This window comes from Proteiniphilum saccharofermentans (assembly GCF_900095135.1).
Taxonomy (GTDB): Bacteria; Bacteroidota; Bacteroidia; order Bacteroidales; family Dysgonomonadaceae; genus Proteiniphilum; species Proteiniphilum saccharofermentans.
Genome location: NZ_LT605205.1, coordinates 3583461 through 3605231, shown reverse-complemented (window position 1 = coordinate 3605231; position 21771 = coordinate 3583461). Strand labels below are relative to the sequence as shown.

Genomic DNA, 21771 nt, shown 5'->3' with positions numbered 1-21771 from the left:
TTCGTGGCCGTGGAGAATGGTGTTACCCTTGGTTTTATCCCTGTCAAACTGGAAGAGGGCAAGGCCAAAATAAATAATTATTATGTGGCGGATGATGATAGTACCGTTTTTTCTGCTTTGCTGAAAGAAATTGTCAAGGTGCTTTCGTCTGAATTTGAGATTGAGTCGGTTACGCAACTGCGGCATATCCCCGAATTTGAAAAAAATGGGTTTGCGATTGTTCTTAATTGGAAAAGGTATGTAAAAATGAAGGTATTCAAGGAATGAAAAAGAACGTGTATGAACTGGCCATGCTGCGGATAAAGTTATTATTCAATGAATTCGATAATATCTATGTCTCTTTTTCCGGCGGTAAGGACAGCGGTGTGATGTTGAACCTTTGTATACAATATATAAGGGAGAACAATCCGGACAGAAAGATCGGTGTGTTTTTTATGGACTATGAAATACAGTACAGCGAGACGATAGCGTATGTCGACAGGGTGCTGGAGGCAAATGCCGATATTCTGGAAGTATACCGCGTATGTGTACCTTTCAAGGTGACCACTTGTACGTCGATGCATCAGACTTATTGGCGTCCATGGGATGAGGATTGCAAAGATTTCTGGGTAAGGGATATGCCCGCCGGAAGCTATCGGAAAGAAGATTTCCCGTTCTACCATCCCGGTATATGGGATTCCGAATTCTATATTCTTTTTGCCCAATGGTATCATTTGCAGAAGAATGCAAAGAAAACCTGCTGCCTGGTCGGAATACGCACCCAGGAAAGTTCGCATCGGTGGAGAACGATCCATGGCAAAAGGAAACATCATATGTTTCGTAACCTGAAGTGGACAAAACAGTTGTCGAAAGATATTTACAATGCCTATGTGATACATGACTGGCTGACGACGGATGTGTGGACGGCTAACGGCCGTTTCGGTTGGGACTACAACCGGCTGTACGATCTCTATTATCAGGCGGGCGTTCCGCTGGAAAAACAACGTGTAGCCAGTCCTTTCCTTTTGGCGGCACAGGAAAGCCTGCATCTTTACCGGGCTATCGACCCCGATATGTGGGGGAAAATGATATGCCGTGTGAACGGCATCAATTTCACATCCCTCTATGGCCACACAAGCGTGGTGGCACAGAAAAAGATCACTCTGCCGGCAGGGCATACATGGGAGAGTTATATGCACTTCCTTTTGTCCACTTTGCCGGAAGAAATTCGTCAGAACTATTTGCGGAAGCTCTCGGTGAGTATCAATTTCTGGCGCAAACGGGGTGGCTGTCTTCCGGAAAAGTCGATACAACAACTGCAGGAGATGGGGATCGACATAGAGGTGGTGGACCATACCAATTATAAGACGGAGAAGTGTCCGGTCAGGATGGAGTATCAGGATGATCTCGATGTGCCCGGATTCAAATATCTTCCCACCTTCAAGCGGATGTGTATATGTATCCTCCGGAACGACCACTTGTGTAAATACATGGGATTTGCCATGACGAAGAAAGAACTTGCACTCCGTAATAAAGTAATGGATTTTTATCAAGGTATTTATAATACATGAATGACAAACAGAAATATACAAGCCCGGTGTATGCCGTAAAGGCTGTGCCGGTAGAGAAGGTAGAAGCGAATGCATACAATCCCAATGTTGTTGCCCCGCCTGAAATGGAGCTCCTCGAATTATCGATATGGGAAGATGGTTATACCATGCCATGCGTATGTTACTATCTTCCGGAAGAGGACAAATATGAACTGGTGGACGGGTTCCACCGGTATCTGGTGATGAAAACATCAAAACGTATCTATGAGCGGGAAAAGGGATGTTTGCCGGTAACGGTGATAGATAAAGACCTTTCCAACCGTATGGCGTCGACGATCAGGCACAACCGTGCCCGCGGCACCCATAGCATTGAACTGATGACCAATATTGTGGCGGAACTCAAGAAAGCAGGAATGAGTGATGCATGGATCATGAAAAATATAGGGATGGACAAAGACGAATTACTTCGTTTCAAGCAAATCTCGGGTTTGGCAGCATTATTTTCCGATAAAGATTTCAGTATACCTGAACATACCTGAACTGAACAAAATCCCAATACTCACTTTATCTTCATCCCATTCAACAACTCTTTGATTTCAGGAGTTATCCGATAGCTTTCACGTGCTTTCCGGATGGCCTTGTTATGCACAAATTTGGAGAAAGTCTTTTGTTCGAGATAGGACAGGGTTTTATCATAAAACTTGACCAGTCCCACGCTGAGTGTCCAGGCAATAGCCATATCCACATAATACTGTCCTTGCGGAACTTCCGACAGCTGTTGCAATGTCCTGTCTATATATTTCTCATCCATATAGTGACACATCAGCAGGATCACGAAAAAACGCTTGGTGAATTCCCCTTCGTCGTTTTTCAGTGGCAGGAAATGTTCCAATACTTCTTCCGGATATTTTTTGAAGACCCTGAAGGCCGAGGTGAGCGTATCTACATGTGCCCAATTGTCGAATCGAAGGATCAACGGATCCATATACCTGAACACGGTTTCCAGCCGAAATTTGTTCAAATTGCCTAATACTAAACCGTAAAGCAGCACATGTTCGTAGGTGGTGAACTCCGCATTTTCCAGATAGGTCTCAATCTCAGGTTCTCTGGATAGTTCCTTTGCCAGTTTTTTCAGTGCCGGCATACGGATTCCCCGTATTTCATAATTCGTCGGGATCAGTTTTTCATTGAAAACCTTGTAATCGGTTTCCGCCAATAGCTGAAACTGTTGGTTTATTTCTGCATTTCGAATCATACGTTCGGTAAATAACTTTATATCTGCAAAGATAGCAAGAGTTTGTGAGAACCCTATGTCAGCAATTTTTAATTGAATTTTTCTTTATATTTGCAGTCGAACCTGTAAATGTATTGTGGGATAATGCGATTCGTAAAAAATGGAACAAAGTAAAATCATTACTTTTTTTGATACCGAAATTGATCCTAATAATCATAGAATACTAGACATTGGGAGTATAAAGGGCAATGGAGAAAGACTCCATATTGCTTCGGTTAAGGAGTTTGCTGATTTTATAGCCGGAACGGCGTATATATGCGGACATAATATACTTACACACGATTTAAAATACATCGCAAAAGAGATACCGGGTTTGAATAACCTGAATATAATAGATACACTTTACCTTTCACCTTTATTATTTCCTGCACAACCATACCATAACCTGGTAAAAGACGATAAGCTCGATCCTGAAAACTATAATAATCCGCTTAATGATTCAATAAAAGCCAAAAATCTATTGTATGATGAGATAAACGAATTTGCAAAATTGGACGAGGAACTGAAGCGAATTTATTATTTGCTCTTAGCCAATGTGAAAGAATTTGCCGGCTTTTTTCAGTATATCGATTTCTCTTCCAATCAAATAAATGTAGCAATAGAGATACGAAGAAAATTTGAAGCGGAGATATGTAGTAATGCAGATATTGAATATCTTGTTAACGCATATCCGGTAGAACTTGCTTATTGCCTTGCACTTATCAATGCGAGAAACCGTTATTCGATCACACCTCCATGGGTTCTTAAAAATTATCCTGTAGCAGAAAATGTGATGTTTCTGCTACGGAATAGTCCCTGCATTACAGGTTGTGCTTATTGCAACAGTTTTTTAGACGTTCATAAGGCGTTGAAAAAATATTTCGGTTTCGACTCTTATCGTGAATATGATGGCGAGGCTTTGCAGGAAAATGCCGTAAAGGCGGCAGTTGCCAGTAAATCTCTGCTTGCAATATTCCCAACGGGAGGAGGGAAATCGCTGGCCTTCCAGGTTCCGGCACTTATGGCGGGTGAAAGTGCAAAAGCGCTGACTGTTGTGATCTCTCCATTACAATCCTTAATGAAGGACCAAGTGGATAATCTCGAGAAGAACGGTATCATTGATGCTGTTACCATTAACGGGTTGCTGGATCCGATTCAAAGGGCGAAATCGATAGAAAGAGTGGAAGATGGCTCTGCATCGATTTTGTATCTCTCACCCGAATCATTGCGGTCAAGAACGATAGAACGCTTATTACTGGGCAGGAAAATCGCCCGCTTCGTGATTGATGAAGCACATTGTTTCTCTATCTGGGGACAGGATTTCAGGCCGGATTACATGTATATCGCTGATTTTATACACTTGATCCAGGATAATAAACAACTCGATGAACCGATACCTGTCTCCTGTTTTACAGCTACTGCAAAGCAAAAAGTAATAGAAGACATAAGGGATTATTTCAGCAAAAAACTTTCGCTTGATCTTGATCTTTTTGTCTCCGGTACTTCAAGGTCGAATCTTCATTATATGGTATTCAATAATGAAAATGACGATGAAAAATACAATACTCTACGAAATCTTATCGACTCGAAAGATTGTTCGATTATTGTATATACTTCCAGAACCTATCGAGCCACTAAATTAGCCGAAAGATTATGCGACGATGGTTTCAGCGCAAGGGTTTACCATGGAAAAATGGATGTGAAGCAGAAAAAGGAGAATCAGGATGCTTTTATGTCGGGGGAAGTCAGGGTAATTGTGGCTACCTCTGCTTTTGGGATGGGAGTCGACAAGAAAGATGTGGGGATGGTGATCCATTATGAGATTTCTGATTCTCTGGAGAATTATGTGCAGGAAGCCGGCCGCGCGGGTCGAGATGAGAATATTACCGCCGATTGTTACGTCTTATTCAACGAGCAGGATCTGGACAAACATTTCACCTTGCTCAACCAGACAAAACTCAACATTAAAGAGGTGCAACAAATCTGGAAAGCGATCAAAGAACTTACCGGTTTCAGATCGACAATATCCAATTCAGCTTTGGAGATTGCCCGGAAAGCAGGATGGGATGATAACCTGGCCGAGATAGAAACACGGGTCAAGTCGGCAATAGCAGCACTCGAAGATGTAGGATATTTAAAACGAGGTCAAAATATGCCCCGGATTTTTGCCAACAGTATTCTCACGAAAAATGCGGAGGATGCGATTATAAAGATCCGGAATTCTCCACATTTCGACGACAAGCAGGAGGTACAGGCGACAAGGATAATCAAAAAACTGTTTTCAAATAAAAGTCATAGACATGCTTCAGATGAAGTGGCCGAGTCGCGTGTCGATTATATTTCCGATCATTTGGGTATTGTCCGGGAGGATGTCATACGCATCATAAACTTGATGCGTGAAGAAGAGATATTGGCGGATGCAAAAGATCTCACCGCTTTTATCCGGAAAAATGAAAAACAGAACCAATCACTTTTCATACTGGAAACATACAGCAAGATAGAGAATTTTTTGTTGTCGGCATTGGATGAACAGGGGGCAACGTACAATCTGAAGGTACTGAACGAGGGTGCGGGACAGGAGGGATGTAGGAATGTCTCTACCGATAAGATAAAAACGATCATCAACTTTTGGGATATAAAGAAATGGATCAAACGGGAACGGTACGAGAATTACAATAATTCCCCAAACCATGTCTCGATAGCTTTTAAGGAGCCGAAGGATAAAATAAAGGAACTGCTTGAAAAAAGACAGGAACTCTCGAAATTCATTCTGGAATATATTTTTGAGAAAAATAAAAAGGCAATTCAGGATACTGCAGGAGATGAAATGTTGGTCGAGTTTTCGGTGCTGGAATTGAAAAGCGAATACGAAAAAGCGCAGATGCTTTTTAAACTGGAAATTACCTTTGATGATATAGAGGATGCCCTCTTTTATCTTTCCCGTATTGAATCTATCAAAATTGAAGGTGGTTTTCTTGTCGTCTATAACAAGCTTACGGTTGAAAGGTTAGAGAAAAATAATTCCAAGCGTTATACGACTGACGATTATGAGAAACTCGATCGATTCTACAAAAATAAAATAGAGCAGATACATATTGTTGGCGAGTATGCCAAGAAGATGATAAGGGGGTATAAGGAAGCGCTATTATTTGTGGAGGATTACTTCCAACTGAACCATGCCTCTTTTCTGAATAAATATTTCAGTAACAGCAGGCAAAATGAGTTGAAAAGAAATATTACTCCTACTAAGTTCAGACAGATTTTCGGTGAATTATCCACGGAGCAATTAAAAATCATAAAAGACAGCAAGTCGAAATATATCGTTGTTGCTGCGGGCCCGGGAAGCGGGAAGACAAAAGTGTTGGTGCATAAACTTGCCTCGTTGCTGTTGATGGAAGATGTGAAACATGAGCAGTTGTTGATGCTTACGTTCTCACGGGCGGCCGCCACCGAGTTTAAGAAACGACTGATAAAACTGATCGGTAATGCCGCATATTTTGTGGAAATAAAAACTTTTCATTCTTTTTGCTTTGATTTATTGGGATTTGTCGGAAATGTGGAGAAATCAGAGGATATAGTCCGCATAGCAACCGAAAAAATAAAAAGCCGTGATATAGAATTAAGCAAGATAACGAAAACGGTTTTAGTGATCGATGAAGCGCAAGATATGAGCGCTGATGAATTTTCTTTGATAAGAGCCTTGATGGAATTCAATGAAGATATGCGTGTGATAGCTGTTGGTGACGACGATCAAAATATCTATGCCTTCAGGGGATCCGATTCAAAGTATATGAAATCGTTGATAGATGAAAAAGAGTCGGTGAAATACGAGCTGATAGAGAACTACAGAAGTAAAAATAATCTCGTGCAATTCTCGAATAAATTTGCACGAAAACTCACTCACAGGCTTAAAAAAGGCCCGATCATCGCTGTTGATAACAATAATGGAAAAGTAAGGATTGTATATTATAATAATACGGATAACCTTATTGTTCCATTGGTGAATAATATCTGTGAAACAGGACTGAGAGGAACTACCTGTGTGCTTACAAGGACTAATGATGAGGCTTCCTTGGTGGCCGGACTTTTATTGAAAAGAGGATTGAAAGCCAGTCTTATACAATCTAATGACAGCTTTAATTTATATGATTTGCTCGAAATGCGATATTTTGTTGAGCAGATAAATTCAGATATTTCTTCACCAAAAATAGGTGATCATATCTGGGAAAAATCCAAACAGGAGTTACAAAAAAAGTTTGGTAATAGTACAAAGATTGAAATTGTAAATAGACTTATAAAAGAATTTGAGGAGACCAATAAATATGGAAAATACAAATCTGATTTAGCTCTGTTTATAAAAGAATCGAAGCTCGAAGATTTCCTTCCGCAAGATGGTGAAACGATATTTATATCGACCATGCATAAGGCGAAAGGACAGGAATTTGACAATATCTTTTTACTTTTGGAAAATTTCGTTCTTTCTGGCGATGAAGAAAAACGATTACTGTATGTGGCAATGACCCGGGCAAAGCAAAATCTTTATCTTCATCTCAACGGTTCGTATCTCAATAATATAAATATGGAATCGATAGAGAGAATGGTGGATTTTGATATGTATGGGCAACCTGATGAACTGCGCCTCCATTTAAGTCACAAAGATGTATGGCTGGGGTATTTTATGAATAGGCAGTGGAGTCTGGAGAAGTTGGTCAGTGGGGATGAATTGAGGGTTGAAGGGGATACTTGCTTTAACCTCCAGAATCGACCGGTATTAAAGTTTTCACAACATTTTTGTTCTAGTCGATTGGAACCTTTGTTACAAAAAGGATATAATCTCCAATCCGCTAACGTTAACTTTATTGTATATTGGAAAAACCAGGATATGGATACGGAGGTGAAGATAATTCTCCCAGAACTGAAATTTGTGAAAAGCCGGTAGTACCTGTTCGTTCAAACATCAGATATCAGTAATTAAAACGGAGAAAACCTTTTTTTAATAGGAAACCTGGGTGACACCTGAATTTATACGGTTAACAAACCGTGTTAGATCAGATATGCGAGTTCTGAAAAAAACGAGCAATATAATCTTTTATACTGCCCGTTTGAGATCTTTATCATTTTGATTAATAGCGATTTCTATTATAACCACCGCCACCTCCACGATTGTTATAGCCACCCTGGTTTCTTTCGGTCTTGGGGCGTGCCACGTTTACGGTAATTGTCTTTCCTTCAAAATCGGTGTCATTCAATTCGGCAATGGCTTTTTGACCTTCTGTGTCGTTAGACATTTCAACAAAACCGAAACCTCGCGATCTGTCTGTATCTCTGTCTGTGATAATTTTAGCGGAGGTTACTTCACCGTACGCCGCAAATAGTTCCTGTAGACTCTCGCTTGTTGTGCTGAAATTTAAATTTGATACGTAAATGTTCATTCTTTTCTTTGTTAATTAGTTAATTCTTTAAATGTCATATTTATTATTTTGTTCCTTTAGGAAATATCACCGTCGAGCGTTTGTAAGTCTCTATACACTGTACACCCTCGCGACAGGTGAATGTTATAAACAAGAAATTTGATTTTGTTGTCGATTTTGACGATGGAAAGATCCGCAAACCGGGGCGGAGCAAAACATTGAAAAGAAAGATACAATAACGAACTTAATTGCTTAAGATACAAAGGTACGGAAAGAATTTGACTTATTTGCTGTATTATAATATTTTATTTTGCAGAAGTAGACTATTGTTTTATAGCGATCGTATTCCAGGCGTGTTTTTTACAGTCTCATTGATCGGATTATCGTTCATGCAAAGCCTTGCCATCAGATAAGATACGGCCGACTCCGCGCCCTGGTTTAAATTAACATTATGTTCTTCCAGTCCGTCATAACATCCTCCGGTCACCGGATTGTAAATAATCTGGTGAAGGTGATTATTTCCCAGAAACCAGCTGAAAGCGACTTTTTGCTTTTCCCGGTATTCTTCCTGGCCGGATACGGAATAAAATGCGGACAGTGCAATCACGGTACCGGCTATATCGATAGGCTGTTCGCCATATCTTTTACCTTTGACCGCTTTTTGAAGCCATCCCTGATTGGAGACAACTTTTATCTGCTGTGTAATAAGTATATTATCCAATAAAAAATGGAAAGACTCCTCGGCTATTTTCCTGTATATGTTATTTTTGGTTATCTGGTATGCGTAGAGCAGGCTCTCCGGAAGGATGCTGTTATCATACGTCAGGTAAGCTTCAAACCATTTCCATTTATCTTCACGGTTCTGCCGGTAACAGCTGGTCAGCCTTTCAGCTAATACAGTAATAAGTTTGATGACTTCACTACCGGGAAAGGTACGCTGGAAATAAAACAAACCTTTTATAGCGAACCCTATACTTCTGGGGGATCTCATCCCCATAATCATATCAAATGTTTGTTCGAAGGTCTCTATCGCATCTTCAGTCCATCTATCCGGGAATTTCCCCCTCTGTGAAATAAAATAACCCAATGCATAAATGGCGCGGGCATTACTGTCTTCCAATTTATCTTCATCATTTTGAGCAGTAAATGCAAGGTCTTTATCTACATAATTCAAAAAAGTACCATCCGCTTGCTGGCAAAACCGGATGAAATCAAGGTATTTCTTAATGTATTTTTCGCACGACACGTCTTTCGTTTCAACATATAACCGGCACAAGGCTACCAATGCACGTGCGTTATCATCCAGGGTATAACCCGAACGGATATCCGGACGGTTTCCCTTTGAGAACTGGATCATTGCAAAAGAACTGCTCATTCTTTTAATATGGTCGGGGTTGACGGGAGGCAACGAATAAATAAGTGTCTCCTCATTTTTGAGTTCCTTATTAAACAACCGCGTATAAGCAATAGCCGTATTTTCCCATGCTGTTTCGGCTGTCTTCTGCAATCCGGCGATCCTCATCCCGGATCGCAATTTTTTACTTTTCAGTAATCTATTGGTCGCTTTAGCCAGTTGACCAGAATTTTTAAAATCAAAAATCAACCCCGAATTATCTTTCAGCAGTTCCAGCGCATGCGGTATAGGCGTAGCGATAATAGGACACCCGCAGCTTAAAGCATACACGAAAGTGCCGCTTACGGCCTGGTTCGGGTCGGCCGAAGTAAATAAGTAAACATCGGTCAGTTGTAAATATTCCAACAAAACAGGAAGGTCTAAATAGAGATTGACAAATCTTACATAATCCGTCAGTCCCAACTCAACGACCCGCGCTTTCAGCATGTCCCGATAAGCTTCCCCGACTGTTTTGAGTATGGTAGGATGTGTCTTTCCTATAATCAGGAACAACACAGTCGGGTTTTCCTTTATAATGTCCGGCAATGCTTCGAGGGTAGTTTCAAGGCTTTTGCCCGGACTTAACAATCCAAAAGTAGTAAGAATGCGGCGTCCGGTAACTTTATATTTTTCTTTCAGTTTCTTTTTGTCTTTGTGCGATACTAAATGGGTCCCGTGTGGAATGATATTTATTTTATTGGGTTCTATATCATAATCTTTTTCAAGTATCTCAGCCGATGTCTGTGTCATTGCGATTACCGCAGAACAGCGGCGGGCAAGTTGTCTGAGGTATTTTTTTTGCTCCGGCGACGGATTGGGCAGTACGGTATGAAAAACAATAATAAGCGGTTTTCTAATCAAGCCTGCGAACTTCAAAAATGCTGTTTCGTGTTCGGCAAACAAGCCGAATTCGTGCTGGATAAGTACCATCTCCGTATCCGGATCTTCATTTATTCTCCGAGCCATGTCCGGGAAATCGGCAGCTTCCGAGGTGTTTAATACATACTTCACTTTATCACCATACGTATGCTGTTCGCTTTGCGATGCTAAAGCACAAACTTTTACGGTAAAAGAAGAGCCGAATTTCACTTCAATGGCACGTATCAGATCATCCGAGAAAGTGGCGATGCCACATTCCCGGGGCGGATATGTTGTTACGCATATTATTTCTTTCATACGATTGTTTTATTTGTCTACATCAATTGTGTGTGGAAGTATATGGAGCATTTCTCCTGCTCGTTTCATTTTTTATATGACATTAATTCGTCTACCAACTCACGTAGCTGAACCGAGACACAGGCTATGCACCTATCCGCGGCCCCGTAATAGATGTACAGCCTGCCGTTGAATACAGCCGTACCCGTGGGAAAACATACTCTATTTACAACACCGTTCAATTCATAATCGGTTTCGGGGCTGAATAAAGGATAGGGAAGCCTTGCTATTTCTGTTTGGGGGTCTTCCAGATCCAATAGTGCCGCCGATGCCGTATAAATATACCCTTCCGGTGTATCGCACACACTGTGGTATATCATCAGCCAGCCTTCGGGTACTTCTACCGGGGGGCATCCGCCGCCGATATAACTCGACTCATGGTCGTACCGCGGTTCAAACATAATATGGCTGGTAAAGTCCAGAAAATAGTTTATCCAGAAGTCATACGTCAGTTCTTCAAGGTTATTGATCCTCACAAGCTGGATATCCGGTTTAATCCGGTGCATAAAACATAGTTTCCCGTTTATCCTGCGCGGGAAAAATATAAGGTTTTTATCCGTCAGGTAAACCGGTTTTCCCGATTCTGTCAGGGATTCCCTTTTATTATAACTCCTGAAATACTTACTCGTATGCTCAACTTCCGAGCCCAGCAAGTCCTTGAATTGGGTATAGGTGAACCCGGAAGTTATTATCCCCTTTTTTGTAAAATGTTTCAGATCGGAAGATATCGCTAACGCCCCTATTGCATTAATCCCGTTATAGGCTGTATAAGTCATATAATAGATATCGCCGATCTTTACGATCCGGGGGTCTTCAACGCCCTGACTCTCGTATTCGAACTCAGGATGCATGAAAGATTCCTTATCGCGCCTGACTACATTTAATGGCCCTTCCAAACGACAATAACCTATGGTGGAATGGTTCCCTTCGCGCACCGCACGATAAAAAAGATGCACAGTACGGCCTTCGGCAATGACAGCCGGGTTCAGTACTCCTTCATTTTCAAAACTTAAATCCGTTTTTTCGAGGATTATACCTTCCCGTCTGATATTTGCCATTTTATATTTAGCTTAGTGTCTTGTCTGGATTGCTTGGCTTTCTGGTATTCTGAAAGATCTTTCGTCTTTCCACCCGTTGCCTTCTCTTTTTTCTTTTCCTTTTTGCTTTCTTTTCCTTTCATATCATACGATTCTTTTCTTTTTTGTCTTCCACTTAATCTTTCAAATATTCGGCTTCATTTGTATGTTCTTTAAATCTTTCTCTGATTTCCTGAAAAATTTGCAGGCATTATCGTAAGTGCAGTCAAATTGTCCATCATCTTGCATCTTGCGAATTAAATATCCTGTGAAAAAACCAATCACGATACCTACTACTACTTTATTCATAATTATTTTTATTAAATTTATTTGAGATAATATCTTAACATTGCTGCCGAATAGATGAGCATCGAACGTGTCTGGGGTAAAGTTGCTAATCCGTTTAATAATCCAAAGTCGTGAATGACACCGTTGTAACGGATCGTCGTGTTCTCGACCCCGGCATCGCCCAGCTTCCGCCCAAACGCTTCGCCTTCATCCCGCAGGATATCATTTTCGGCCACTTGTATGATAGTGGGAGGTAACCCTTTCAGCTCATCAACAGAAGCCAAAAGCGGTGAAAGAAAAATTTCTTCACGCTGTTTCCTGTCTGTTGTATACTGATCGAACATCCATTTCATCATCGATGTCGTTAAAAATCGTTGTTCGGCATACATCTTATACGAATCCGTATCGAAACGGGCATTTGTCACAGGCCATAATAAAAGCTGGACTTTGATAAACGATGCATGGTCTTTCTTCGCGAATAAACCGGTTGCAATCGCCATATTACCTCCCACGCTGTTTCCGGCCAGAGCCAGACGACTACCGTCTATATTTAATTCGTCTCCATGGGTTGCAACCCACTTTGTGGCCGCATAAATCTCATGGATTGCCTGCGGATATTTAGCTTCGGGCGAAGGCGTGTAATGGACAAAAACTGCGGTATATCCCGATTCTACGACCAGATCACGTACCAACCGTTTATGAGTGAGATAGTCTCCCAGTATCCAGCCTCCCCCGTGTATGAAAATAAATGCGGGTAGTTTTTTTGTGACGCCTGCAGGACGAACAACGGTTAATTTCACCGGATAGTCTTTATCAGGAATTGTTTTTTCAGATTCTTCAATACCCGACAGATCGACTTTTACTTCTTCCTGAACCGCTATAAGCACTTTGCGGGCACCCTCTTTCGACAATGTTTCAACAGGCTCTCCCACATTCAGTACCTTTAAATAGTTTTTTACTTCAGGACTCAGATGCTTGTCTTCCAGATAATCCGGTGAATTTTCCGTTTGTTGTTGCATATACTTCTTGTTTCTTAGAATGGAATTGTAATGTCAACTTCTTTCTCGTCATTCCTTTTTACCGTCACGCTTGTACTGCCCGGGGCAACAAATTCAACCTCACCGACTTCATAAAAGACAGCAAAAGACAAAGTCGTTTCAAATTCAAGAATATTTAATTCGGTAAAATTTAAGTTGAATGTGGCAATACCATTCTCATCTGTTACAACATATTTGTCGGCATCAGTACTTTTCGTAGAGCCATCTATTTCCGTATTTTTATATAAGTAAACAGTCGTATTGGTTTGGGCAGTCCCTGCCATATTCTTTACCGTAACCTGTACTTTGGCTCCTAATACCGGAGCATCATCGTCTCCGCAAGATATAAAACCAAGCGAGGTTAATATCATTATACTTAAAAACAGTAATTTATTCATAACATTTTTTTAGATAAGCCAGCCGTTTTATTTATTGTGATTGGCTGGTATTCTCACATCGTACGGATATTAATTCAATTTTCTCTTAACATCCCTTTTTATATCGGTTTTGATTGTGTCCGCTTTTTTATCGGTCGTATTTCTTGTGTCATTCCATGAATCTTTTTCATTTTTCCTTATTTTTTTGATAAGCCCTATCGGTTTATCCATTGTAAATTCCGGTTTGCCTATTACGCGTGCTGAATAAAGACAGTATCCATAGGAAGAAAACAGCTCCTATGACTGATACGATGAGTACTCCTATGACCCCGCCGAAGGTTATCCCCAGCAGGCTGAAGATCAGGCCACCCAATACAGCTCCGATTAGGCCGACTATTAAATTTACCAGTAAACTGAATCCCCGGCCCTTTGTACTCCGGCCGGAAATAAGACCGGCGATAATACCAATAACTATTGAACCAATTATTCCTACATCCATTTTGTTTGTTTTTTTATTTGTTTTGTTTCTTCTTTTCTTACTTTCATCAACTACTAGAGATGCAAAAAGGAGGACCTGCTGCCCGTCCGATTGCGTTATTTCTTTTATCCATAATCCGTTGATTATGTTTTAAATTGTTTCTGACAGATAACTGTCTTTATATCATTAGAACAATCTGAAAACAGATCTGGCCTCTCAATCTGTGAATTATGTAATTAATAATGTGAATTATACAACACCGTGTTATCGCTGTGAAGCTCTTGTTTGATCAACTGTAAGCGGAGTATTTTATTCTAATTATACGGATTGTTTTTCATTTTATGGTTGAAAAGTTAGCTGATCATAAAAACGAAAGAGGACCATTGGTACTCCTTCGTTAGCTGTGATTTTAAAAATTGTTAATCCATTAGCATAAAAGGTCTTTCCTCAAAACGGATCAGTCAATAGACTTGTCCGTATTAATTTCTTATTGATAAACTCCTCAAGGCCTGATTCCGATAATTCCCGTCCGTACCCCGACCTTTTTGTTCCTCCAAATGGCAGATCGGGTTGGGTCCATGCAGGATGATTTATGAAAATCATTCCTGCGTCTATTTGATCAGCTAATAATTTCCCTTGTTTTATGTTACTGGTGAAAATTGAAGCACCTAACCCATAGCTGGTATCATTGGCAAGGTTAATAGCCTCTTCTATTGTTTTGGCTCTAAACAACAAAGCCACAGGACCAAACAGCTCCTGGAAATAAGCCGGATTATTTTTATTTATATCCGACAGGATCGTTGGTTCCATATAAGCTCCCAAACGATCTATTCGACCTCCGCCCAGTTCTACTTTGGCTCCGGCTTTCACCGATTTATTTATCTGATCCGATAAATCGGATAAGGCATCCTGACTGGATAACGGGCCTAATTGTGTATCATCATCCATCGGATTACCCACCTTTAGCGACTGGAAAGCGGCTTTTAATTTGGTCAGAAACTCGGTATAAACGGATTCCATAACGATAAAACGCTTTGCGGCGACGCAGCATTGGCCGGTATTATTCATACGCCCTATCACCGCCCAGTACACCGCTTTTTCAATATCGGCATCATCCAGTACAATAAAAGGATCACTGCCGCCAAGTTCCAGCACTGATTTTTTTATATTTTTTCCTGCCGCTTCAGCCAGGCTCGCGCCGGCCTTTTCACTGCCTGTCAGGGATGCTCCCTTAATTCGATCATCGGAAAGGAGCTTCGATATTTTATCTCCGGGAATCAACAGATTGGTATACAATCCTTCGGGAGCGCCGGCTTCTTTAAATATCTCTCCCATTGCTATTCCGCACTGAGGTACATTGGAAGCATGTTTCAGAAGAATCGTATTTCCTATCATAATATTGGGAGCAGCAAAGCGCGCTACCTGGTAAAATGGAAAATTCCAGGGTTCAACACCCAGCAAAACGCCTATCGGACTGTGGCGTATAAAAGCTTCTCCAAATTCAGGTTTCAGGGTTTTATCTGCCAGGAATTTCTCTCCATTATCTGCATAATAATCGAAAATATCTGCACTAAGATCTATTTCAGCCCTGCTTTCTCCAATTAATTTACCCATTTCGAGCGTAATTAACCCGGCGAGTTCCTCTTTTCTTATCCGGAGTATTTCTGCCACTTTGTGCAACAGTACCGCTCTTTGTTTATAAGTGGTTTTTCTCCAGCTCTGGTAGGTTATTTCTGATTGGTTGATTGCGGCTTCAATTTCATCTTTGGACATTTCATCAAATGATTGCAGCTTTTCATTTGTCGTCGGATTTACAGTTTTTATTGACATATATATTTGTTCAACACTTTTAGGTGTTGATTTGTAAAGGTAGGCTTTCATTTTAAATGATATGTTACAATTAACCGGTTATTAATTGCATGTTTCACAGGTTTTTGATATTGGATTTTAACCGGTATTCCTGTAAATATGTAAAAGATGCAACTTGTTTTGCTTCTTGTGTAATACTATCGGGTTTAATAATTCCCATCTTTGTGGTTCATTAATATTTTGAATAGTTATGTCAAAGGAAAGTAAGGGAAAAGGGCGGGCCGATAAAAAGGCTCCTCAAAAGAATTTGAAAGAAAAGCGAGCGGAAAAAGCCCATAAACGGGCAGATAAGAACAAGGAGGAATCAGATGATTTGAAAAACAAATAAATAAAGGAAAATTACACAATTCACAGGTTTTCAATATTAATTTCCCTTCTCTGTCCGTGTGTTTTATAAAATGACAAAGTGATGCCTGTCATCTTCTTGAACTGATTCGACAAGTGTGCAATACTACTGTAATGCATTTTGTAGGCGATTTCAGAGAAAGTCAGTTCATCGTATTGAATGAGTTCTTTCACACGTTCGATTTTATGTGTGATAATGAAATGAGCAATGGTAATACCTTCTGACTCTGTAAACATATTGGATAAGTAAGTGTAGTTGAGGTTTAATTTATTACTCAGATAGGCTGAAAAGGGCACTTTTAATTGAGTATCTGAATAATGTATCGATTCTATGACTGCTGTTTTTATCTGTTCGACCAGTATATCTTTTTTATCTTCTATCAGTTCTAATCCGGAACTATGCAAAGCCTGTTTCAATTGGTTTTTTTGTTCTTTCGTTATATCCTCCGGAAGAGTAACGACCCCTAAGTCCACGGTAATGTAATTGAGCCCTATTTTCTTTAGCTCTTGCATTACTGCCATTTTGCATCGTTGGCTTACCATATGTCTAATATAAATTTTCATAACTTGCCATATAATAAACAAATAATGATCTCCTATTGTTTTAAAACAGCCTGAATTTCACATACTAACATGTCATTTCATCTGATGCTGATAAAAATTGCATACTTATAAAAGGACGATGTGTATTGCATATTTATCAACAATGGATTTGATTGGCGGATTCTATAATCCTGTGAAACATGTACGTAAATTCAATTAGTAAATGCAACTAAATATCATTTATTAATGGTCAAAAAGATTCCCAAGGGAACGCGTTCCCTTGGGAAAGTTGGCCAAAATGTTTATAATAGTTGTATTATGAAAAAATTTAAACAATTGACCGTAGAGCGAAGATACCAAATATCAGCTCTACTTCAAAGGGGAAGTACACAAAAACAGATTGCAGGGATTGTAGGAGTATCGGAATCAACCATAAGTCGGGAGTTGTCCCGCAATAAAGCCAAGCGTGGGAAGTATTCTGCGGCTCGCGCTCAAATGCTTGCCGATGAACGCAAGGAACGCTTCAAGCGCAAGCGTAGCTTCAGTTCATCCATGCAGCGGTTCATTGACAAAAAACTACGGGAAGAACAGTGGTCTCCCGAACAGATTAACGGCTATTGCAAAGTCAACGGCATTGAGATGGTAAGCGTGGAAAGGATTTATCAGCACATTCGCAAAGACAAGGCGCAAGGAGGAGATTTATACACTTTCTTACGCCACAAGCTCAAGCACAGAAGACGCCCGGTATCGGATACCCGGGTACACATTAAAGACAGGGTGGGGATTGAACACCGACCGGCAATCGTAGACCAGAAAAAACGATTTGGAGATTTGGAAATCGATACCGTAATCGGCAAAGACGGCAAGGGTGCCATCTTAACCATCGTGGAGCGAACCAAGGCGTTTGTGCTAATGGAAAAATTGGAAAAGGGGAAGAATGCCGAGGCAGTAAAGGAGACTGTCATCCGTCTGTTAATGCCTTATAAAGGAAAGATTCACACCATAACATCCGATAACGGCAAGGAGTTTGCAGAACACAAAGCCATTGCAAGCGCTTTGGATATTGATTTTTACTTTGCCAATCCATACAGTTCCTGGGAAAGAGGATTGAACGAATACACCAATAAACTCGTACGCCAATACATCCCGAAAGGAACTGACTTTAATGATGTTAATAGTGAAAAAGTGAAGGAGATACAATACAAATTAAACCGAAGACCAAGAAAAAAATTGAACTATAAAACACCGGCTCAATTATTTTTTGCATCTTTGGAAAATAAAATTGCATTTGCGAGTTGAATCTACGGTAACTTATTTTTATTATTATGTAATAATTATACAAGAAATAATTCTCACCTTTAAAGGTTAATTATCATTCAAAAAAGAATCATTGATGAAATCATTTTATATAGGGTCTTTACATATTAAACTCCCGATCGTTCAGGGAGGAATGGGAGTGGGAATATCTCTTTCCGGGTTAGCTTCTGCCGTTGCCAATGAAGGGGGTATCGGGGTTATCTCCTGTGCCGGGATAGGGCTTTTGTATCATCAAAAACCGGCTGATTTTTTGAAAGACTGTATATGGGGCTTAAAGGAAGAATTACGGAAAGCCAGGGCAAAGAGTAATGGGTTGATTGGTATCAATATAATGGCAGCACTTACTAATTTCTCCGACATGGTACGGACTGCTATTCAGGAGAATGTTGATTTTCTTTTTGTCGGGGCAGGACTTCCTCTCGACTTACCCTCTTACCTTACTCCCGATAGTAAAACAAAGTTAGTGCCTATTGTTTCGTCATCGCGCGCAGCAAAAATCATTTGTGAGAAATGGAAGACAAACTATAATTATTTGCCTGATGCCATTGTGGTGGAAGGCCCAAAGGCCGGAGGGCATCTGGGTTTTAAGAAGGACCAGATTGAAGATGAGAATTTCGCGCTGGAACATATACTTCCGGAAGTTGTCCAGATAATGGTACAATATAAAGATCACTACTGGACACTTAGATCCAGTTGATTTTTAATTGTTTATAATCGAGCTCTTTGACATTTTTGTAATCGCAATTCGTAAGTATCTCTCTTATAGGAGTTTTGTCCAGTAGGGAGATGCTGAGTATTTGCAGAATTTCGTAGATTGGACGCTCAACTTTCAATTCGTAACCAATCGAGGCTACCAGACAGTAAGCGATGATAGCACAATATAATTGGATTTTAACGGCGTTGATGGTCGTTCCCCAGAAGCTTTTTACTTTCAGGTGTTGTTTTATCCATTTGAAGAACAGCTCAACCATCCAGCGTTTTTTATACAGTAGCGCTATCTCGACGGCCGTCAAGTCCATGTTATTGGTTATAAAAACGAAGTCCTGCCCAGTTCCACGTCGTGATACTTGATTCTGCGCAGTTTGCCGGGATAGTCCTTTTGCTGGTAGAATCCCTCCAGTTTCCCGATCTGGTCGCATTGCACGCCCGTCGACTTGTCAACTTCCCGGGAATACATCCTGCGGAACTTGAAGTTCTTCTTGGCCCGCGTGACAAACCAGGCTTCGGATTCATTCACCCGGTACAACCTGTCAAAGTCCACGTATCCGCGGTCGAAGATATAAAAGCTCCCGGATTCATAATGAAGATAATCCATCGCGTTCATATCATTGACCTTTGCGCTGGTGATCAACACGAAAGTCGGAATGGAAGTCTTCAGGTCATACAATGTATGCAACTTGATGCCTCCCTTGTGCTTGCGGAACTCCGCCCACCAGAAGACACTCAGGCACAGGTCGATGGTGGAGGAGTCAAAGGCATAGACGTTCCCGTCCACCTTGACTTCAAAGTCCTCCCTGTAATGACTTTGACGGGCCTTGTCCATCATCACATAGGCAAAATCCTCAAAGATTTTATAGCTACGGTTACGATTGGCTTTGCCCAGATTTGTCCGGGTTACGCTTGCCCCCAGTCCCAAATGGTAATATTTGGATTGATGGGCTTCCAAGCTCAACATCAAGTCCCGCATACTGTCACGGGCTGTCAATTGTCCAAAGATCATGCATAGCATCTGGTTCCAGCAGGTGAAACTTCGGACTTTCTTGTTTCCATCGTGCCTGGATACGATATGGTCAAACACCCTACGTGGTAGAAATTCTGTAAGCTGTGCGAAAATATATTTGCCTTGATTCATGATTTTTACTTTTGGGCAAAGTAAAATATAATCATCGCATTTCAAATCGTCACACAACTAAAATTTCTCAAAACTGCGATCTACAAAAGATTTCAAAGAACTATTTTTTTATTTAAGTGCCCACTAATGTATAAAGATATTAAATCAATACCTGTTATTGCCGCCGGGGGTATTTATTCCGGCCAGGATATATACCGGTTTATTCAGCTGGGGGCATCCGGTGTACAAATGGGAACCATCTTTGTTACTTCAGAAGAATGTGATGCACCTTATGCTTTTAAGAAAACATATATCGACTCAAACCAGGAAGATATCATAATCATACAAAGTCCTGTAGGAATGCCGGGACGGGCTATCCGCAATGGATATATCAATAAGATCGAGTCAGGTACGGAAGTCCCTAAAAATTGTCCGTTACATTGTATAAAAACATGCGACTATCAGAAAAGTCCGTATTGCATCATGAAAGCGCTGTATAATTCATCCAAAGGAAATATGAAGAGGGGATACGCCTTTGCCGGAAGTAACGCTTATCTGGCAAAGAAGATCTCCACAGTAAAAGAAATTATTTCCGCATTAAAGGCTGAATATGAAATGGCAGAGTTGAAAATGATATAAATTCATTTTCTTCCTGCGTTCCACATAGGGTTTTGTTTCAGAATTTCTTTATAAACAGGGCAGTTTTCGGAATGTGATCCGGATAAATAACCAATACTCATCAAAAACTCGTTCACAATTTCACCACCGGTAAAACGAAAGGTTTTTTTGAACAGCTTTACCCACTCGTCTTTTGTTTTAGGGTGGTGATGCTCGAGCCATTTTTCAAAAGAACCGAACTCTTGTTGTAATGCGAGAATAGTGTTGGCGTTTTCTATTGCAGCATTGATTTTCAATCGGTTACGGATAATACCCGCATCATTCAGCAAACGTTCACGGTCTTTTTCAGTGTAAGATGCTACTTTTTTAATATTAAAACTATCGTAAGCTTCCCTGAATGAGGATTCTTTCTTTAAAATGGTTTCCCAACTTAATCCCGCCTGATTGATCTCCATGATCAGTCGACCGAACAATTCGTTATCATCGTGGATAGGAAAACCGTAATGATTGTCGTGGTAATTCTTGTGCAACGCTTTTCTCTCTTCGGGTTGCATGGTGTCTATGTAAAAGCAATAGGACATAATCAATGATTTATTTTCCGAATAATTTCTCTGTTTTGGAAAGGAATTTTTCTAACGCTTCTTCCATATCAATGTTCATCCTGTCGGCTAAAACAACTAGCCACCAGATACATTCACCCAGTTTATGTTCCAACTCGGCATGGGTGTTTTCTTTCGGCCAACGTCCCTGTTGCGACATCGTGTACCGTCCGACCAATCCTGCATCGGTCAGAAAAGCCAATGCATCTTCTTCTATTGTCCATTCATTTCCGTGATGTTGTTTTTCCGCCTCATGATACAACTCCCGTATCTTTTTGGAGCGTCGGATTATCTCGTTGAAATCTGTTTTATTCATTTGGGCAATCTCCATTTTTCTATTTTTACAGCCATACCATTGATATTTCAATGCAAAGATACTATTCTTGTTATCAGAATCAATGTTCTTAGAAAATATATTCGTAATATTACGAATTAAAAAATAGTTCGTATATTTGCGAACTATTTCATTAAGTGAGAGCAGAAACAACTGACGAAAACCCGAACCCAAAAGTGAATTAGTTCGAATTTTGGTGAGGTGCGCAGGAAGAAGACGGAGTCAAACTTGCTTTGGT

General features: G+C 40.5%; 22 protein-coding genes and 2 pseudogenes. 8 read left to right on the top strand and 16 right to left on the bottom strand.

Going from position 1 to position 21771, the window contains the following annotated elements:
• Positions 1-3 precede the first annotated feature (3 nt).
• From PSM36_RS14025 to PSM36_RS14015, 3 genes are read left to right on the top strand one after another with little or no spacing between them, the layout of a single operon-like run.
• A complete protein-coding gene (locus PSM36_RS14025) occupies positions 4-267 on the top strand; it encodes a hypothetical protein (protein ID WP_083711071.1) in 264 nt (87 codons plus the stop codon).
• Entirely contained in the window at positions 264-1550 is a 1287-nt protein-coding gene (locus tag PSM36_RS14020) for a DUF3440 domain-containing protein (protein WP_076931444.1), read from the top strand. Before PSM36_RS14025 ends, PSM36_RS14020 begins: the two co-directional genes overlap by 4 nt.
• Entirely contained in the window at positions 1547-2068 is a 522-nt protein-coding gene (locus PSM36_RS14015; protein ID WP_076931443.1) for an IbrB-like domain-containing protein, read from the top strand. Before PSM36_RS14020 ends, PSM36_RS14015 begins: the two co-directional genes overlap by 4 nt.
• A 20-nt stretch (positions 2069-2088) precedes the next feature.
• Here PSM36_RS14015 and PSM36_RS14010 read toward each other — a convergent pair whose 3' ends face one another.
• Positions 2089-2784, bottom strand: a complete 696-nt coding sequence (locus PSM36_RS14010) for a DNA alkylation repair protein (protein WP_076931442.1) — start codon at positions 2782-2784, stop codon at positions 2089-2091.
• Between the two features lie 139 nt (positions 2785-2923).
• Between PSM36_RS14010 and PSM36_RS14005 the strand changes: the two genes are divergently transcribed.
• Positions 2924-7741, top strand: coding sequence for a RecQ family ATP-dependent DNA helicase (locus PSM36_RS14005; protein ID WP_076931441.1), 4818 nt, complete (start codon positions 2924-2926; stop codon positions 7739-7741).
• A gap of 184 nt (positions 7742-7925) precedes the next feature.
• On the opposite strand, the gene PSM36_RS14000 is transcribed toward PSM36_RS14005, so the two are convergent.
• From PSM36_RS14000 to PSM36_RS13970, 10 genes are all read right to left on the bottom strand, one after another.
• Positions 7926-8234 carry an RNA recognition motif domain-containing protein gene (locus PSM36_RS14000; protein ID WP_076931440.1) on the bottom strand — a complete coding sequence of 103 codons (309 nt, stop codon included), beginning with the start codon at positions 8232-8234 and terminating at the stop codon, positions 7926-7928.
• Between the two features lie 310 nt (positions 8235-8544).
• Positions 8545-10782 carry a glycosyltransferase gene (locus PSM36_RS13995; protein WP_019538844.1) on the bottom strand — a complete coding sequence of 746 codons (2238 nt, stop codon included), beginning with the start codon at positions 10780-10782 and terminating at the stop codon, positions 8545-8547.
• A gap of 65 nt (positions 10783-10847) precedes the next feature.
• Positions 10848-11879, bottom strand: coding sequence for a glycoside hydrolase family 130 protein (locus PSM36_RS13990; protein ID WP_019538843.1), 1032 nt, complete (start codon positions 11877-11879; stop codon positions 10848-10850).
• On the bottom strand, positions 11852-12001 hold the full coding sequence (locus tag PSM36_RS17555) for a hypothetical protein (protein WP_019538842.1): 150 nt from the start codon (positions 11999-12001) through the stop codon (positions 11852-11854). The genes PSM36_RS13990 and PSM36_RS17555 overlap by 28 nt, the downstream gene beginning before the upstream one ends.
• 40 nt (positions 12002-12041) lie before the next feature.
• Positions 12042-12206 carry a hypothetical protein gene (locus tag PSM36_RS17515; protein ID WP_019538841.1) on the bottom strand — a complete coding sequence of 55 codons (165 nt, stop codon included), beginning with the start codon at positions 12204-12206 and terminating at the stop codon, positions 12042-12044.
• Between the two features lie 17 nt (positions 12207-12223).
• Entirely contained in the window at positions 12224-13204 is a 981-nt protein-coding gene (locus PSM36_RS13985; protein ID WP_019538840.1) for an alpha/beta hydrolase, read from the bottom strand.
• Between the two features lie 14 nt (positions 13205-13218).
• Entirely contained in the window at positions 13219-13620 is a 402-nt protein-coding gene (locus tag PSM36_RS13980) for a hypothetical protein (protein ID WP_019538839.1), read from the bottom strand.
• Positions 13621-13689: 69 nt separating this feature from the next.
• On the bottom strand, positions 13690-13830 hold the full coding sequence (locus PSM36_RS17510) for a hypothetical protein (RefSeq protein ID WP_019538838.1): 141 nt from the start codon (positions 13828-13830) through the stop codon (positions 13690-13692).
• Positions 13823-14098 carry a GlsB/YeaQ/YmgE family stress response membrane protein gene (locus PSM36_RS13975; RefSeq protein WP_019538837.1) on the bottom strand — a complete coding sequence of 92 codons (276 nt, stop codon included), beginning with the start codon at positions 14096-14098 and terminating at the stop codon, positions 13823-13825. Before PSM36_RS13975 ends, PSM36_RS17510 begins: the two co-directional genes overlap by 8 nt.
• Positions 14099-14524: 426 nt before the next feature.
• The gene (locus PSM36_RS13970; protein WP_026327179.1) at positions 14525-15907 is read right to left on the bottom strand and encodes an NAD-dependent succinate-semialdehyde dehydrogenase; all 1383 of its coding nucleotides are present in this window, start codon (positions 15905-15907) and stop codon (positions 14525-14527) included.
• A gap of 229 nt (positions 15908-16136) precedes the next feature.
• Here PSM36_RS13970 and PSM36_RS17550 point away from each other — a divergent pair, with 229 nt between their 5' ends.
• The gene (locus tag PSM36_RS17550; protein WP_019538834.1) at positions 16137-16274 is read left to right on the top strand and encodes a hypothetical protein; all 138 of its coding nucleotides are present in this window, start codon (positions 16137-16139) and stop codon (positions 16272-16274) included.
• A gap of 20 nt (positions 16275-16294) precedes the next feature.
• Here the strand turns inward: PSM36_RS17550 and PSM36_RS13965 are convergent, their stop codons facing one another.
• Positions 16295-16804, bottom strand: a complete 510-nt coding sequence (locus PSM36_RS13965) for a helix-turn-helix domain-containing protein (RefSeq protein WP_019538833.1) — start codon at positions 16802-16804, stop codon at positions 16295-16297.
• Positions 16805-17152: 348 nt separating this feature from the next.
• Between PSM36_RS13965 and PSM36_RS13960 the strand changes: the two genes are divergently transcribed.
• Both PSM36_RS13960 and PSM36_RS13955 read left to right on the top strand, forming a co-directional pair.
• A complete protein-coding gene (locus tag PSM36_RS13960; RefSeq protein WP_076932160.1) occupies positions 17153-18133 on the top strand; it encodes an IS30 family transposase in 981 nt (326 codons plus the stop codon).
• 94 nt (positions 18134-18227) lie between these two features.
• Positions 18228-18821, top strand: a pseudogene (locus PSM36_RS13955) (NAD(P)H-dependent flavin oxidoreductase); the annotation flags it as partial.
• 13 nt (positions 18822-18834) lie between these two features.
• On the opposite strand, the gene PSM36_RS17950 reads toward PSM36_RS13955, so the two are convergent.
• Both PSM36_RS17950 and PSM36_RS13950 read right to left on the bottom strand, forming a co-directional pair.
• A complete protein-coding gene (locus PSM36_RS17950; protein ID WP_449421182.1) occupies positions 18835-19290 on the bottom strand; it encodes a transposase in 456 nt (151 codons plus the stop codon).
• Positions 19179-20003 carry an IS4 family transposase gene (locus tag PSM36_RS13950; RefSeq protein WP_449421181.1) on the bottom strand — a complete coding sequence of 275 codons (825 nt, stop codon included), beginning with the start codon at positions 20001-20003 and terminating at the stop codon, positions 19179-19181. The genes PSM36_RS17950 and PSM36_RS13950 overlap by 112 nt, the downstream gene beginning before the upstream one ends.
• Before the next feature lie 129 nt (positions 20004-20132).
• Between PSM36_RS13950 and PSM36_RS13945 the strand changes: the two are divergent.
• Positions 20133-20621 (top strand): annotated as a pseudogene (locus PSM36_RS13945) (NAD(P)H-dependent flavin oxidoreductase); the annotation flags it as partial.
• Positions 20622-20623: 2 nt separating this feature from the next.
• Here PSM36_RS13945 and PSM36_RS13940 read toward each other — a convergent pair.
• Together PSM36_RS13940 and PSM36_RS13935 are read right to left on the bottom strand one after the other, a co-directional pair.
• Entirely contained in the window at positions 20624-21181 is a 558-nt protein-coding gene (locus PSM36_RS13940; protein ID WP_076931439.1) for a DNA-3-methyladenine glycosylase I, read from the bottom strand.
• Positions 21182-21191: 10 nt separating this feature from the next.
• Positions 21192-21515: a nucleoside triphosphate pyrophosphohydrolase family protein gene (locus tag PSM36_RS13935; protein WP_026327176.1), complete on the bottom strand. Its 324-nt coding sequence runs from the start codon at positions 21513-21515 to the stop codon at positions 21192-21194.
• Positions 21516-21771 lie beyond the last annotated feature (256 nt).

Bases quoted from the DNA above. Each gene is read 5' to 3' on its own strand.
- PSM36_RS14020 (WP_076931444.1), top strand. From the start codon at position 264: ATGAAAAAGAACGTGTATGAACTGGCCATGCTGCGGATAAAGTTATTA.
- PSM36_RS14015 (WP_076931443.1), top strand. From the start codon at position 1,547: ATGAATGACAAACAGAAATATACAAGCCCGGTGTATGCCGTAAAGGCT.
- PSM36_RS14010 (WP_076931442.1), bottom strand. From the start codon at position 2,784: ATGATTCGAAATGCAGAAATAAACCAACAGTTTCAGCTATTGGCGGAA.
- PSM36_RS14005 (WP_076931441.1), top strand. From the start codon at position 2,924: ATGGAACAAAGTAAAATCATTACTTTTTTTGATACCGAAATTGATCCT.
- PSM36_RS14000 (WP_076931440.1), bottom strand. From the start codon at position 8,234: ATGAACATTTACGTATCAAATTTAAATTTCAGCACAACAAGCGAGAGT.
- PSM36_RS13995 (WP_019538844.1), bottom strand. From the start codon at position 10,782: ATGAAAGAAATAATATGCGTAACAACATATCCGCCCCGGGAATGTGGC.
- PSM36_RS13990 (WP_019538843.1), bottom strand. From the start codon at position 11,879: ATGGCAAATATCAGACGGGAAGGTATAATCCTCGAAAAAACGGATTTA.
- PSM36_RS17555 (WP_019538842.1), bottom strand. From the start codon at position 12,001: ATGAAAGGAAAAGAAAGCAAAAAGGAAAAGAAAAAAGAGAAGGCAACG.
- PSM36_RS17515 (WP_019538841.1), bottom strand. From the start codon at position 12,206: ATGAATAAAGTAGTAGTAGGTATCGTGATTGGTTTTTTCACAGGATAT.
- PSM36_RS13985 (WP_019538840.1), bottom strand. From the start codon at position 13,204: ATGCAACAACAAACGGAAAATTCACCGGATTATCTGGAAGACAAGCAT.
- PSM36_RS13980 (WP_019538839.1), bottom strand. From the start codon at position 13,620: ATGAATAAATTACTGTTTTTAAGTATAATGATATTAACCTCGCTTGGT.
- PSM36_RS17510 (WP_019538838.1), bottom strand. From the start codon at position 13,830: ATGGATAAACCGATAGGGCTTATCAAAAAAATAAGGAAAAATGAAAAA.
- PSM36_RS13975 (WP_019538837.1), bottom strand. From the start codon at position 14,098: ATGGATGTAGGAATAATTGGTTCAATAGTTATTGGTATTATCGCCGGT.
- PSM36_RS13970 (WP_026327179.1), bottom strand. From the start codon at position 15,907: ATGTCAATAAAAACTGTAAATCCGACGACAAATGAAAAGCTGCAATCA.
- PSM36_RS17550 (WP_019538834.1), top strand. From the start codon at position 16,137: ATGTCAAAGGAAAGTAAGGGAAAAGGGCGGGCCGATAAAAAGGCTCCT.
- PSM36_RS13965 (WP_019538833.1), bottom strand. From the start codon at position 16,804: ATGCAAGAGCTAAAGAAAATAGGGCTCAATTACATTACCGTGGACTTA.
- PSM36_RS13960 (WP_076932160.1), top strand. From the start codon at position 17,153: ATGAAAAAATTTAAACAATTGACCGTAGAGCGAAGATACCAAATATCA.
- PSM36_RS17950 (WP_449421182.1), bottom strand. From the start codon at position 19,290: ATGCGACCAGATCGGGAAACTGGAGGGATTCTACCAGCAAAAGGACTA.
- PSM36_RS13950 (WP_449421181.1), bottom strand. From the start codon at position 20,003: ATGAATCAAGGCAAATATATTTTCGCACAGCTTACAGAATTTCTACCA.
- PSM36_RS13940 (WP_076931439.1), bottom strand. From the start codon at position 21,181: ATGTCCTATTGCTTTTACATAGACACCATGCAACCCGAAGAGAGAAAA.
- PSM36_RS13935 (WP_026327176.1), bottom strand. From the start codon at position 21,515: ATGAATAAAACAGATTTCAACGAGATAATCCGACGCTCCAAAAAGATA.